This window comes from Proluteimonas luteida, from assembly GCF_021191695.1.
Taxonomy (GTDB): Bacteria; Pseudomonadota; Gammaproteobacteria; order Xanthomonadales; family Xanthomonadaceae; genus Luteimonas; species Luteimonas luteida.
Genome location: NZ_JAIWPT010000004.1, coordinates 1 through 14,479, shown reverse-complemented (window position 1 = coordinate 14,479; position 14,479 = coordinate 1). Strand labels below are relative to the sequence as shown.

Annotated in this window: 7 protein-coding genes and 1 pseudogene; 7 read left to right on the top strand and 1 reads right to left on the bottom strand. The window is 68.6% G+C overall.

Annotation, left to right across the window (positions count from 1 at the left end; translation table 11 throughout):
* Positions 1-110 precede the first annotated feature (110 nt).
* The 7 genes from LDO26_RS04855 (at position 111) to LDO26_RS04825 (ending at position 14,120) form a co-directional block, all read left to right on the top strand.
* Positions 111-3,071: a TonB-dependent receptor gene (locus LDO26_RS04855; RefSeq protein WP_435594041.1), complete on the top strand. Its 2,961-nt coding sequence runs from the start codon at positions 111-113 to the stop codon at positions 3,069-3,071.
* A gap of 88 nt (positions 3,072-3,159) precedes the next feature.
* Complete coding sequence (locus LDO26_RS04850; RefSeq protein ID WP_232129956.1) at positions 3,160-4,824, top strand: glucoamylase family protein; 1,665 nt, start codon at positions 3,160-3,162, stop codon at positions 4,822-4,824.
* Positions 4,825-4,826: 2 nt separating this feature from the next.
* On the top strand, positions 4,827-6,152 hold the full coding sequence (locus LDO26_RS04845) for a sugar ABC transporter substrate-binding protein (RefSeq protein ID WP_435594031.1): 1,326 nt from the start codon (positions 4,827-4,829) through the stop codon (positions 6,150-6,152).
* Positions 6,142-7,020, top strand: a complete 879-nt coding sequence (locus LDO26_RS04840) for a carbohydrate ABC transporter permease (RefSeq protein ID WP_232129955.1) — start codon at positions 6,142-6,144, stop codon at positions 7,018-7,020. Before LDO26_RS04845 ends, LDO26_RS04840 begins: the two co-directional genes overlap by 11 nt.
* Positions 7,017-7,868: a carbohydrate ABC transporter permease gene (locus LDO26_RS04835; protein WP_232129954.1), complete on the top strand. Its 852-nt coding sequence runs from the start codon at positions 7,017-7,019 to the stop codon at positions 7,866-7,868. Before LDO26_RS04840 ends, LDO26_RS04835 begins: the two co-directional genes overlap by 4 nt.
* A 322-nt stretch (positions 7,869-8,190) precedes the next feature.
* The gene (locus tag LDO26_RS04830) at positions 8,191-11,325 is read left to right on the top strand and encodes a discoidin domain-containing protein (RefSeq protein ID WP_435594040.1); all 3,135 of its coding nucleotides are present in this window, start codon (positions 8,191-8,193) and stop codon (positions 11,323-11,325) included.
* 167 nt (positions 11,326-11,492) lie between these two features.
* Positions 11,493-14,120 carry a hypothetical protein gene (locus tag LDO26_RS04825; protein ID WP_232129952.1) on the top strand — a complete coding sequence of 876 codons (2,628 nt, stop codon included), beginning with the start codon at positions 11,493-11,495 and terminating at the stop codon, positions 14,118-14,120.
* A 144-nt stretch (positions 14,121-14,264) separates the two neighbouring features.
* Here LDO26_RS04825 and LDO26_RS04820 read toward each other — a convergent pair.
* Positions 14,265-14,479 (bottom strand): annotated as a pseudogene (locus tag LDO26_RS04820) (hypothetical protein); the annotation flags it as partial.

Here is a 14,479-nt window from a genome sequence, read left to right as displayed (position 1 = left end):
GCATCGTCCGTAGCCGGTGCCATCCCATACGTCCTGTTCCGCGGCGCCGCCCCCCGCAGCCGCCGCACTCTCCATTCCCTAGAAAAAGAGAAACATCCATGAGCCAGTCCATGTGCCAGTCCCCCGTCCATCCAAGGCCACTCGCCCGTACCCTGCTCAGCTGCGCACTGGCCGGCTGCATGGCCCTTGCGGCGCCGGCCGTGCTTGCGCAGTCGACCGCCGCCACCATCCGCGGCCAGGTCATGGCCGATTCGACCCCGGCCACCGATGCGCGCGTCACCGCGACCAACACCGCCACCGGCCTGACCCGCAGCGTGCAGGCCAATGCCAACGGCAACTACAGCCTCGGCGGCCTGCCGCCGGGCACCTACCGGCTGGACGTGACCGCGGACGGGCAGAGCACGTCGCAGACGGTGACCGTCGCCGTGGGCCAGGTGGCGACGCTGAACCTGGGCGTCGGCGGCGTGGCCGAGGCGGCGCCGGCGGGCGAGGCGACCGACATGGACACGGTCCGGGTCACCGCGACGGCACTGGTCGAGACCCGGACTTCGGAAGTGGCCACGTACGTGAGCCAGAAGCAGATCGAATCGCTGCCGCAGGGCACGCGCAACTTCCTCGCGTTCGCCGACACCGTGCCCGGCATGGTGTTCACCCAGGACGGCAACGGCAACACCAAGCTGCGCTCGGGCGGCCAGTCGGCCAACAACATCAACGTGTTCATCGACGGCGTGGGCCAGAAGAGCTACACCATGCCCGGCGGCGTGCCCGGCCAGGACACCAGCCGCGGCAATCCGTTCCCGCAGTCGGCGATCGGCGAGTACAAGGTCATCACCTCGAACTACAAGGCCGAGTTCGACCAGATCAGCAGCGCGGCGATCGTCGCCGCCACCCGCAGCGGCACCAACGATTTCGAGGGCAGCTTCTTCTGGGACAGGACGGGTACCGAGTGGCGCGCCAGGACACCGGCCGAGATCAAGTCCGGGAACAAGGTCGACTCGAAGGAAGAGCAGTACGGCGTGTCCTTCGCCGGTCCGATCCTCGAGGACAGGCTGCATTTCTTCGTGGCCTACGAGGCCAAGGAATACGTGACCCCGAAGACCCTCGGGCTGGGGCAGCAGGGGCGCTATGACGTGGACGACGTGCCTGACTTCCTGCTCGCCGGCATCGGCCCGGCGAACTCCCCGTTCAAGCAGGACATGTACTTCGGCAAGCTGAGCTGGTCGGTCAACGACAACAACCTCGTCGAACTGTCCGCGCAGATCCGCGAGGAGGAAGAGACCATCCGCAACGACGGTGCGTTCACCGTCGACCGCGCGACGTTCATCACCAACGACGTCACCCGCTACGACCTGCGCTGGCAGTTCAGCGGCGACAGCTGGCTCAACGACATGCACCTGACCTACGAGGACACGGCATGGACGCCCAGGCCGCTGGCGGACGGCATCGGCTACATCCTCACCGTCTCCGACTACAACGACCAGAACGAGCGCGACAATCCCCAGAACATCGTCAGTTCCGGCGCCGGTTCCAACAACCAGGACAAGGGCCAGGAGGGCTGGTCGTTCCAGAACGACCTGACCTTCACCGGCTGGGACCGCCACACGCTGAAGATGGGCGTGAAGTACAAGAAGGTCGACGTCAACGCGACCGAGCGCAATTTCTCCAATCCGCAGTTCTACTACGACATCCACCAGAGCACGGAGCAGCCGTACCGGGTCGAGTTCGGCCGCGGCATCCCCGGCACCGCAGGCGGCTTCACCACGTCGGACAACACCCAGCTGGGCCTGTACATCCAGGACGACTGGGAGGTCAACGACCACCTGACGCTGAACCTCGGCGTGCGCTGGGACTACGAGACCACGCCGGTCTACGAGGACTTCGTCACGCCGGCGGATCTTGCCGAGAACATGCGCAACCATCCGAACCTGCAGAACTCCGACATCGATGTCGAGAACTACATCAGCAACGGCAACAACCGCAGCAGCTACAAGTCGGCGTGGCAGCCGCGCATCGGCTTCTCCTACGACATCGGCGGCGACCAGCGCAACGTGATCTTCGGCGGCGCCGGGCGTTCCTACGACCGCAACCTGTTCACCAACCTGCAGAAGGAACAGCAGACCACGACCTACGCCGGTCCGTATCGCGCCTACTTCGTCGATGCCGACGGCGTGTGCCGCAACGCCAACGGCTGCGTGGCGTGGGACCCGGTCTACCTGACCGAGGCCGGTCTCGACCAGCTGGTGGCCGCAGGCGATGTCTCGCGCGAGTTCTACCTGATCAACAACGACCTGAAGGTGCCGTACTCCGACCAGTTCAGCCTCGGCATCCGCAACACCTGGGATTTCGGCGAGACGAGCTGGAACAGCGAGGTCGCCGTCGCCCACATCCGCAGTTACGACGGCCTGTCGGTGCGCCTGGGCAACCGCCGTCCGGATGGCAGCTTCTTCCCGCCGGACGCGAACTGGGGCACGCCCTGGGACTTCGACGCGCCGTTCGGTCGCATCGTGCTGGTCGACAACGGCCTGGAGACCAAGACCAACACCCTGCTGATGAAGATGGACAAGCCCTATACCAATGCATCGGGCTGGGGCGTCACGCTGGCCTATACCTACACCGACGCCGAGCGCAACTCCGCCGAGGACGGGGCGGGGATCTTCGACTATCCGTATGCGGGCTACTTCGGCTGGCTGCCGGTGGCGCAGGTGCCGCGGCACCGCTTCGTCGGTACCGCGATCTGGGACGGACCGGGCGGCATCACCTATTCGGGCAAGCTGACGATGGAAAGCATGCGCTACCGCGTGTCCAACGATTGTCGGGACGTGTGCTTCCCGTCGTCGTACCGTCCCGACGGCACGATCGGCCTGCTGCAGCTCGATCTCGCCGCCAACAAGGTCTGGCAGGTGTCCGACGACATCAGCTTCCGGGTCCGTGGCGACATCCTGAACGTGACCAACCGCCGCAACTGGAACAGCTACAACGACAATTGGGTGGCGGAGAACTTCGGCCAGCACGAGGACGGCATCCAGCTGCCGACGCGCACCTTCAAGCTGTCGTTCGGCATCGACTGGTAACACCCACCGCTGCCGGTCATCCTCGTCGGATGATCGGCAGTTTTATACTGGCCCCTGAAAACGATTTCACCGCGAGGTTCCTTCCACGATGCGATCCCGTCTGCGTGCGTTCCAATTCCTGATGCTCGTCGCGCTTGCCGCCCTGTTCCTGGCCGGCTGCGGCAGGCAGGAACCGGCCGAACCCGCGGTGCCGCCGCCCAAGCCCGGACCGATCGCACAGTTGCCGGAGCTGTTGCCGCCCGAGGCGGAGCCGCAGGGCCCGCCGGAGCTGCCGCCGCTGTTCGCCGACATCGAGCGGCGCACGTTCCAGTTCTTCTGGGACACGACCAACGAGGTCAATGGGCTGACGCCCGACCGTTTCCCGTCGCGGCCGTTCTCCAGCGTCGCGGCGGTGGGCTATGCGCTGACCGCCTATCCGATCGGCATCGAGCGTGGCTGGGTCAGCCGCACCCAGGCCGTGGACCGTACCCTGACGACGCTGAAGTTCTTTCGTGACGTGAAGATGGGGCCACAGGCCACCGGCACCGGCGGGCACCAGGGCTTCTTCTACCACTTCATCGACATGGACCAGGGCCATCGCTACGAGCCGTGGGTCGAACTGTCGAGCGTCGATACCGGCCTGATGATGATGGGCGTGCTGTTCGCACAGTCCTATTACGACCGCGACGACCCGCGCGAGGTCGAGATCCGCGAACTCGCCGACCAGCTGTACCGCAACGTGCGCTGGCCGTTCCTGCAGCAGCGCAAGCCGCTGATCTCGATGGGCTGGTACCCCGAGAGCGGCTTCATCGAGCACGACTGGACCGGTTACGACGAGGCGATGCTGGTCTACATCCTCGCGCTCGGATCGCCGACGCACCCGGTCGAACCCGAGGCGTGGGAAGTGTGGACGCGTACCTACGACAACCTGTGGGGCGTGTTCCGCGGCCAGGAGTATTTGAGCTTCGCGCCGCATTTCGGCCACCAGTACAGCCACGTCTGGATCGATTTCCGCGGCATCCGCGACGAGTACATGCGCCGCCGCGGCATCGACTACTTCGAGAACAGCCGCCGCGCGACCTACGCCCAGCGCCAGTACGCGATCGACAACCCGATGGGCTGGAAGGACTACGGCGAGAACGTCTGGGGCCTGACCGCCAGCGACGGGCCGCAGCGCACCGACCAGGACTACAACGGCGAGCAGCGCGAGTTCCGCCACTACACCGCGCGCGGCGCCGGCCTGGACGTCGCCTTCGACGACGGCACGATCGCGCCGACCGCGGCAGTGGCGTCGATCGCGTTCGCGCCGGAGATCGTGATCCCGGCGACCGAGGAACTGCACCGCCGCTATGGCGACTACCTGTACTCCAGCTACGGCTTCCTCGACGCGTTCAATCCCAGCTTCGACTACGAGGACGTGCCGCTGAAGACCGGGCGCCTGGTGCCGGGCAGGGGCTGGGTGGCCAGCGACTACATCGCCATCGACCAGGGGCCGATCCTGGCGATGATCGCCAATTACAGAAACGATTTCGTCTGGGAGGTGATGAAGCGCAATCCCTACATCCGCACCGGTCTGGAACGCGCCGGCTTCACCGGCGGCTGGCTTGCCGGCGACGACGAGCCGAAGGATTCCGGTCCGCCGGACGTCGACGCGGCGATGGCGCGTTCGATCGGCATCGCCGAGTCGCGCGCCGCCAACCGCGCGCCGGACCGCGACGCGCCCGCACCCGCACCCGCACCGGGACGCGCGTCCGAACCCGAGCCGGCGGACTGAGGATGGCCCGGCAGGCGGCGGGCAGGCGGGTGACAGGCCGGGGTGCGACCGTACCCGGGCGTGCGTGGTGGGCGCTCGTCGCCCTTGTCCTGCTGCTGGCCGGCTGCGCGCGCACGTCGGACGACGTCGTCATCCGGTTCTGGGCGATGGGTCGCGAGGCCGAGGTGGTGTCGGAGCTGGTGCGCGAGTTCGAGGCCACGCATCCGGGCATCCGCGTGCAGGTGCAGCAGATCCCGTGGACGTCGGCGCACGAGAAGCTGCTGACCGCGTTCGCCGCCGATGCGCTGCCCGACATCTGCCAGCTCGGCAACACCTGGGTGCCCGAGTTCGCGGTGCTGGGTGCGCTGGAACCGCTGCAGTCGCGCGTCGACGCCTCGCCGGAGATCGACGAGGCCGACTATTTCCCCGGGATCTGGCAGACCAACGTCGTCGACGGCACGCTGCTCGGCGTGCCGTGGTACATCGACACGCGCCTGATCTTCTACCGCAGGGACATCCTGGCCGAGGCGGGCGTGGCCGCGCTGCCGGCGACATGGGCCGAGTGGGAGGCCGCGATGGCGGCGGTCAAGGCGCATGTCGGGCCGTCGCGCTACGCGGTGATGGTGCCGCTCAACGAATTCGAGCAACTGCTGTCGTTCGGCCTGCAGCAGGACGATCCGCTGCTGCGCGACGACGACACCCGCGGCAACTTCGAGAGTCCCGGCTTCCGCCGCGCGCTGGCGTTCTACGCCAACATGTTCGAGCAGGGTTGGGCGCCGAAGATGTCCGAGACCCAGATCTCCAACGTCTGGGACGAATTCGGGCGCGGGTTCTTCGCGTTCTACGTGTCCGGGCCATGGAACATCCGCGAGTTCCGCAACCGCATGCCGGCCGCACTGCAGGACCAGTGGGGCACCGCGCCGCTGCCGGGGCCGGACGGGCCGGGGGCGGGCATCGCCGGGGGCACCTCGCTGGTGCTGTTCCGCGATTCCCCGAACAAGGACGCGAGCTGGCAGCTGATGGAATTCCTGTCGCGCCCCGACATCCAGCAGCGCTTCCACGCGATGATCGGCAACCTGCCGCCGCGGCGCAGCACCTGGGACTTCCCGCAGCTGCGCGAGGATCCGTACGCACTCGCGTTCCGCGACCAGCTCGAGCGCGTGCGCCCGACGCCCAAGGTGCTGGAATGGGAGCGCATCGTGCAGGAGATGCGCCTGGCCAGCGAGCGCGTGGTGCGCGGCGGGATGCCGCAGGACACGGCGCTGCGCGAGCTCGACGCACGCGTCGACACGCTGCTGGAGAAGCGGCGCTGGGTGCGCGCGCAGGAAGGTGCCGCCCATGCGCGCTAGCACCGCCGGCTGGATCTTCGCCGGCCCCGCGCTGATCGTGCTCGGGGTGTTCTTCGGCATTCCGGTCGCATCGGCACTGCTGCTGAGCCTGACCGACTTCGACCTGTACGCGCTGGCCGACATCTCGCACCTGCGCTTCGTCGCGCTGGGCAACTACTGGGACCTGCTGCAGACGCCGCTGTTCTGGAAGTCGCTGGGCAACACCGCGTACTTCGTCGTCATCGGCGTGCCGCTGTCGATCGCGGTCTCGCTGGGCGCGGCGCTGCTGCTCAACGCGAAGCTCGCGCGCTTCAAGGGCCTGTTCCGCACCGCGCTGTTCGCACCGGTGGTGACCACGCTGGTCGCGGTCGCGGTGATCTGGCGCTACCTGTTCCATACCAGCTACGGCCTGGTGAACTGGGCGCTGGGCCATGTCGGCATCTCGCCGGTGGACTGGCTCGGCGACCCGGCGTGGGCGATGCCGACGATCATCCTGTTCGCGGTGTGGAAGAACTTCGGCTACAACATGGTGATCTTCATCGCCGGCCTCGCGGCGATTCCCGAAGACCTCTACGAGGCCGCGCGCATCGACGGCGCCTCGCGCTGGAAGCAGTTCGTGCACGTCACGCTGCCGATGCTGGGGCCGGTGCTGCTGGTGGTCGCGGTGATCACCGTGTCGGGCTACTTCCAGCTGTTCGCCGAGCCCTACGTCATGACCCGCGGCGACCCGCTGCAGAGCACGGTCAGCGTCCTGTACTTCATGTACGAGGAAGGCTTCATGTGGTGGAACCTCGGCCGCGCGTCGGCGGTGGCATTCCTGCTGTTCCTGATCATCCTCGGCGTGACCACGCTGCTGCTGCGCTTCGGCCGCCGCCGGGAGCTGGTATGAGCCGGGCGGGGCGCTACCACGAGGTCGGGGCGTCGCGCTGGTCGGCGTGGCTGGTCAACGGCGCACTGGCGGTGCTGGCGGTCATCGCGCTGGCGCCGCTGGCGTGGATGCTGTCGGTGTCGTTCATGCCCACCGGCGAGGCCAGCGGATTTCCGCCGCCGCTGCTGCCGTCGGCGATCACCTTCGACAACTACCACGAACTGTTCGCGCGCGCCGGCATGGGCCGCTATTTCGCCAACAGCCTGATGATCTCCGGCGCGATCACCGTCGGCGCGCTGCTGATCAACACGATGGCCGGCTACGCGTTCGCCAAGCTGCGTTTCCGCGGCCGCGAGCGACTGTTCCAGATCCTGCTGGCCGCGCTGGTGATCCCGGCGCAGGTGGCGATGCTGCCGCTGTTCCTGATGATGAAGGGCATGGGCCTGGTCAACAGCTTCGGCGCGGTGATCATTCCGGGCCTGGCGACCGTGTTCGGCATCTTCCTGGTGCGCCAGTACGCACGTTCGATTCCCGACGAACTGCTGGAAGCGGCGCGCATCGACGGCGCCGGCGAGTTGCGGATCTTCTTCCAGATCGTGCTGCCGATGCTCAAGCCGGTGCTGGTGACGCTGACGATCTTCACCTTCATGGCTGCGTGGAACGACTTCATGTGGCCGCTGATCGTGCTGACCGACCAGAGCAACTACACCCTGCCGGTGGCGCTGGCGGCGCTGTCGCGCGAGCACATCCAGGATGTCGAGATGATGATGGCCGGCGCCGTCGTCACCGTGATCCCGGTGCTGTTGCTGTTCCTCGCGCTGCAGCGTTACTACATCCAGGGCCTGCTGCTTGGAAGCGTCAAGGGGTGAGGACGCGCGTTTGCGCGGCACCGCCGCGCGCGCGTCCGAACGCCCGGCCATGGATGGCCGGGCAGGGCCGTCCCGGCGTCCGTGATGTCGCGCCATGGATGGCAACAGAACTTCATCGACTGAAGTGCTTGCGAGCCTTCAGTCAATGCGCGAATTCGGATCCACCGAAACACCCGTCCGAACCACGGAGCCAACGCACCGCATGAAGATCCTCGACACCCGCGCGCACCGCGCGCCTGCCGACACCGACATGACGCCTGCTGGCGACACCGTCGCGTCCCGTGAACCGCGTCGCTTCGTGCGCGTCGCGGGCATCGTCGCAATGGCGACCGCACTTGCCGCCTGCGACGTCTCGCCGACGCCTTCCGGCGATGCCGCCGTACCTGCCGACGGCGAAGTCCGCGTGCTCGACGACTTCGAGGATCTTTCGCCGTGGCAGGTGGTCACCTCCAACCAGGTCACCGGCACGCTGCGCCAGGTCGATGTCGACGATGGCAAGGCGCTGTGCCTGGACTACCACTACAACGGCGTCTCCGGCCACGTCGGCATCCAGCGCGATCTGCCGCTCGACTATCCGGACAACTACCGCTTCGGCTTCCGCCTGCGTGGCGATTCGCCGGCCAACGACCTGCAGTTCAAGCTCATCGACGCCAGCGGCGACAACGTCTGGTGGGTCAACCGGCCGAAGTACGACTTCCCGGCCGACTGGACCGGGGTGCGCTACCGCAAGCGCCACATCGACAGGGCCTGGGGGCCGGACCCGGACCGGACCCTGCGCAGCAGCGCGAAGCTCGAGTTCACGATCTACAACAACGCCGGCGGCAAGGGTACCGTCTGTTTCGACGAACTCACCTTCGAAACGCTGCCGGCCGACGACGACTCGCCGCTGACCGCCACCGCCGCATCGACGACCACGCCCGATGCCGCAGGCAACGCGGTCGACGGCGATGCCGACAGCGCCTGGCAGACCGGCGCCGCGCCGCAGTCGCTGGTGCTCGACCTGGGCAAGCTGCGCGAATTCGGGGGCCTGCGCCTGCAGTGGCAGCCCGGTCGCCAGGCGTCGGACTACGCGGTGTCGCTGTCCGACGATGGCGAGCACTGGCGCGAGGTGCGCAGCGTCGCGGGCGGCAACGGTGGCGTCGACTGGCTGTCGCTGCCCGAATCGGAGGCGCGCTTCGTCGGCCTGGACCTGCGCGCGGGTCCGGCCGACGGCTTCGCGCTGGCCGAGGCCACGCTGCAGCCATTGGCGGTCTCGGCGCATCCGAACGATTTCGTCAAGGCGGTCGCGGCCGATCGCCCGCGCGGCCAGTTCCCGCGCGGCTTCAGCGGCGAGCAGCCGTACTGGACGATCCTCGGCCTCGACGGCGGCACCCAGCAGGGCCTGATCGGCGAGGACGGCGCGATCGAGGTCGCGGCCGGCGGCTTCTCGATCGAACCCTTCGTGCGCGCCGGCGACACCCTGGTGACCTGGGCCGATGCCGACATCGCCCAGTCGCTGCAGGACGACTACCTGCCGATCCCGAACGTGGACTGGACCCATGAGGCGGCGCTGCTGCGCGTGACCGGTTTCGCCCGCGGCACGCCGGAGGCTTCGCAACTGGTCGCCCGCTACCGGCTGACCAATCCCGGCACCCAGCCGCGCGACTACGAACTGGTGCTCGCGGTGCGGCCGCTGCAGGTCAATCCGCCGAGCCAGTTCCTGAACATCACCGGAGGCGTCAGCCCGCTGCGTGCGCTGTCGGTCGCGCCGGACCGGATCAGCGTCGACGGCACGCCGCGGGTATTCGCGCGCGAGCCGGCGCAGGCCGCCTTCGCGACCACGTTCGACGCCGGCATGGAGGTCGAGCACATCGCAGCGGGCACGCTGCCGGACACGGCCGAGGTCGATGACCCGCAGGCGCTGGCCTCCGGCGCACTGGTCTATCGCGTACACCTGCAGCCGGGCCAGTCGCGCGAGTTCGACCTGCTGGTGCCGATGACCGGCGCGGCATCCGCGCCGGATGCCTGGAACCCGCAGGCCTGGCAGGACGCCGTGGCGGCCGAGTGGCGCGGCAAGCTGGGCGAGGTCGGCATCGAGGTGCCGCTGGCCGGCAAGCCGCTGGCCGACACCCTGCGCACGTCGCTGGCGCACATGCTGATCTCGCGGATCGGGCCGCGGCTGCAGCCGGGCACGCGTTCCTATGCGCGCAGCTGGATCCGCGACGGCGCGATGATTTCCGAAGGCCTGCTGCGCATGGGCCGGCCCGAGGTCGTGAAGGAATACGTCGAGTGGTACGCGCCCTACCAGTTCGACAACGGCATGGTGCCGTGCTGCGTCGACGACCGCGGCAGCGACCCGGTGCCCGAGAACGACAGCCACGGCGAGCTGATCTTCAACATCGCCGAGTACTGGCGCTACACCAAGGACGATGCCTTCCTCGAAGCGATGTGGCCGCACGTGGTCGGCGCCTTCGACTACATGGAGGTGCTGCGCGCCAGCGAGCGCACCGAGGCCAACCGCGCGGTCAACGAAGCCTTCTACGGCATGATGCCGGCCTCGATCAGCCACGAGGGCTATTCGGCCAAGCCGATGCACTCGTACTGGGACAACTTCTGGGCGCTGCGCGGCTACAAGGATGCGGTGGAGATCGCCGAGGCGCTGGGCAGGACGGGTGACATCCCGCGCATGACCGCCGCGCGCGACGAGTTCCGCGTGGACCTCGACGCGTCGCTGCGCGCCGCCGCGCAGCTGCACGGCATCGACTTCCTGCCCGGTGCGGCCGAGCTCGGCGACTTCGACGCCACCTCGACGACGATCGCGCTGGCGCCCGGTGGCGAGCAGGGGCGGCTGCCCGAGCCGCTGCTGACCAACACCTTCGAGCGCTACTGGACCAAGTTCAGCGACCGCCGCGACGGTCGCGAGCCATGGAAGGACTACACGCCGTACGAATGGCGCAACGTCGCCGCGTTCGTGCGCCTGGGCTGGCGCGAGCGCGCGAACGAGGTCCGCGAGTGGTTCTTCGAGCATCGCGCGCCGCTGGCATGGAACCAGTGGGGCGAGGTGGTCACGCCGACGCCGCGCACGCCGTTCTTCCTCGGCGACCTGCCGCATGCCTGGGTCGGTTCCGACTTCGTGCGCTCGGCGCTGGACATGTTCGCCTACGTGCGCGAGGTCGACGACAGCCTGGTGCTGGCCGCGGGCGTGCCGGCCGCGTGGTTCGATGGCGAGGGCGTGCGCCTGCACGGCATGCGCACGCCGCAGGGCACCGTCGGCTACCGCCTGCGCCGCGACGGCGGCGCGCTGCTGCTCGACATCGACGCCGACAGCGGCCTGCCGCAGGGCGGGCTGGTGCTGCAGTGGCCGTATCCGAGCGTGCCGGGCGCGACCACGATCGACGGCGCGCCGGCGCAGTGGCAGGGCAGCGAACTGCGCATCACCCGCGCCGGTGCGCGCGTACGGATCGAAGGCGCCGGCTGAACACGGTGGCTGCCACATCCCGATAACGCGCCCTGCGCTGCAAGGGCGCAGGGCGACCTCGGGTCGGCCCCAGTGCCGTCGCAGCGCCCTGCATGGCAGCATCGGGGCACGCCGGCCGCTGCGTGTCTTGCGTGCGCCGGTGCCGTTTCCAGGCCGGAGTTGCCTTCATGAATGCCAGCGTCTCGCAGCGTCCCTTCGAGCTTCCACCACCGCCCCCGCCGCCGCGTCCCAGTGCGGAGACGTTGTCGACGGCGACGCCGGCCGGGGCCAACACCGCGGTCGCGGGCATGGACGCGGAGGCGCTGTCCGCATTCAACAGCGACGTGCAGGCATTGCCGGCCAGCGAGCGCCAGGGGCTGCTCAACGATCTCGCCGCCAAGCTCGATGCGCCGAACCTCGTCCGCCTGCACGACGCCTTCGGCCAGAACGCGGTCACCTCTGCGGTCGACATGCGCGCCGGCGCCGACGTCCGCGAGGCCTACCAGTCGCTGGTGCCCGCCGCATCCAGCGGCCCGACGCTGCCGCAAGGTCCCTCGGGAATGCCGCCGCCGGACATCGCCCGGATCGAAGGGCCGCAGATCCGCCAGGCGCAGGAGGACTTCGCCGCCGAACAGCTCGACAGCGGCGCGATCAGCGCACCCTGGCAGATGGCGCAACTGTTGCAGGCCCATGCCACCGAGCCGGCCTATCAGGCCGAACTGGTGCGCCTGGCCGACGAGGCCGGGGTGCTGGATTCGGTGATGGCGCCGAACTGGGGCCTGTTCAGCCGCGATGGCAGCGGCGGCTACGCGCAGAACGACGCCGACATGAACGCCGCACGCGAGGCGATGACCACCGCCATCGGCGTCGCGGTCGAACGCGGCGTGCTGAGCGAGGGCGGCATCCGCCATGCCGCCGCCGACAACGGCGCCTGGGGCGATGTCGCCGGACGCCTGCAGATCGGCAATGTCGGCAGGACCGAGGCCACGCGCGAAGCCGGCGCGACGCTGGAGACGCTGGCCGAAGATTATGCGTCCGCGCGCAAGGAGGTCGACAAGCTCAACGAGGAGCTCAACACCTTCCTGCTGCGCGCCGGGCCGCTGACGCCCGAACAGCAGGCCAAGTTCATCGAGGAATTCCGCAACGCCGAGGGCCACGCCGAAATCTACGCCGCCGAGGCCGAGGCCGGCGAGGCGCTGGCCAGCTACGTCGAGGAGAACCGCGACGCGCTGCTCGAAGCCGCGATCCGCGACCCCGCCGTCGCCCAGCAGGTGGTCGACATGCTCGGCCAGCTGGCCGAGGCGGGCAAGGGCGAACTGGCGCTGGAACTGCTCGGCGAGATCACCGCCGTCCCCGATTCCGCGCTCGGCGAAGCCTTCGCGGCGCATGCCGACACCCTGACCGGCGAACTGTTCGAGCAGATCACCGGCGCCGCGGCGGTCGAGGTCATCGCCAAGCATGGCGACGACCTGCAGGGCGCGATCGCCGAGCTGAAGGAACTGCTGCAGCCCTTCAAGGATGCGCAGTCGCTGTTCAAGAACGTCAAGGGCGGCATCGACAGCTTCACAGAGGGCCTGGCGCTGCTCGACAAGATCGGCGAGGGCGACTACGACGCCTTGCAGAAGCTCGCCGACGGCTTCGGCGACGCGTCGCCGTTCAAGCGCGCGCTGTCCGCCGCCGGCGTGGTCATCGGCGCGGTCAAGGCCGCGGACAGCCTGTCGGAAGGCGACTATCTGCAGGCGATCAACGGCTTCGCCTCGGCGGGCGAGAGCGGCCTGAACCTGCTGGCCGGCGCGACCAAGCACTTCGCCGACGCCGGCCGCCTGGCCCAGTACGGCGACGACACCGCGCGCGCCCTGGCCTTCGCCACCCGGCTCGCGCCCGCCCTCGGCGTGGTCGCCAGCGCGACGTCGATGATCCTCAACGCGCAGAAAGCGGGCGACGGCGCCAACGTCGGCTATGCGATCGCGGCGATCGGCGACGCCTTCAGCGTCATGGGCAGCGCGGTCTCGGCCTTCCCCGGCGGCCAGGTGCCCGGCATCCTGGTCAATGCGATCGGCACGGTGATCTCGACCATCGGCGGCTTCGTCGGCGACCAGATCGAGCAGCACCAGAACCGCGAGGAACTGCGCGGCTATATGGAGGCGGCCGGCGTGGACCCGGCGGTGATCGACCAGATGCTCTACGCCGGCGAAGCGGCGCACGAGGCGGCCGAGGCGCTGGGACTCGATGCCGAAGGCTTCCAGGCGCTGATCGTGGCCTATCCCGACATCGCCGCATCCCCGGGGCACCTGAAGGCGTTCACCGAGCTGGCGACCGCCGCGGGCATTCCCGCCGACAAGGTGGCCGACTTCGCCGACGCGCTGGCCAAGGACAACGCCGATTTCGCCTGGGACGTGTTCGGCATCGGGTCGAACCTGCCGGTTTCGCCCTCGTCGCGCGAGGCGGCGCTGCGCGACTATCTGGAGAATGCCTACCCGACGGCGGCCGAACTGGCCGAAAGCGAATCGCCCGAGCTGTTCGGCGAAGCCGAGCAGCAGCGCGAGGCCGCGCGCTTCGACTACGAGCAAAGCAGTTCCACCGGCAGCTACGAGCTGGCGATCGCCAACAACCTGATCCGCAACGACGACCCGGCCTATCGCGCCGAGACGATCCGCCTGCTCGACGAGAGCGGCCGGCTTGAGATCTGGGCCGAGCATCTGGCCGGATACGGCGACAAGTGGGCTGAGGCGGCGCGCGCCTCGCTTGACGACGCCGTCGCCGCAGGCGTCATCGACCAGGCCACCGCCGACCGGGTGAAGCAGACGCTGGGCTGATGCCCTGCGCAAGACATCGGTTTTTGCGGTGAAGGCTGACAGGATTCGATCGTGTATCACTGCCGGCTTTTGAGCCCCTCTCCCACGTGCGGGTGTATGGACCGGACACATGGTGGACACCTGTTCGGAGACATGGTGGACAGGTCATGCGAGCGAACGGCCCGCGTTCACCGTCCGGGTCGTGCTGTCGATCCGGGCGATCCGATACGTGCTCCAGTAGACATCGTACTGGCCATCCTCTCCTGCGGGGCGGACAGCCACATGCTCGCCGACGAAGGCCTTGCCGATCCGCCAGTTCCCGCCCCGCCAGCTGATCCGACCGTGTTCGTATACCTTGCGGACCTCGTCGCCCGCCCCGT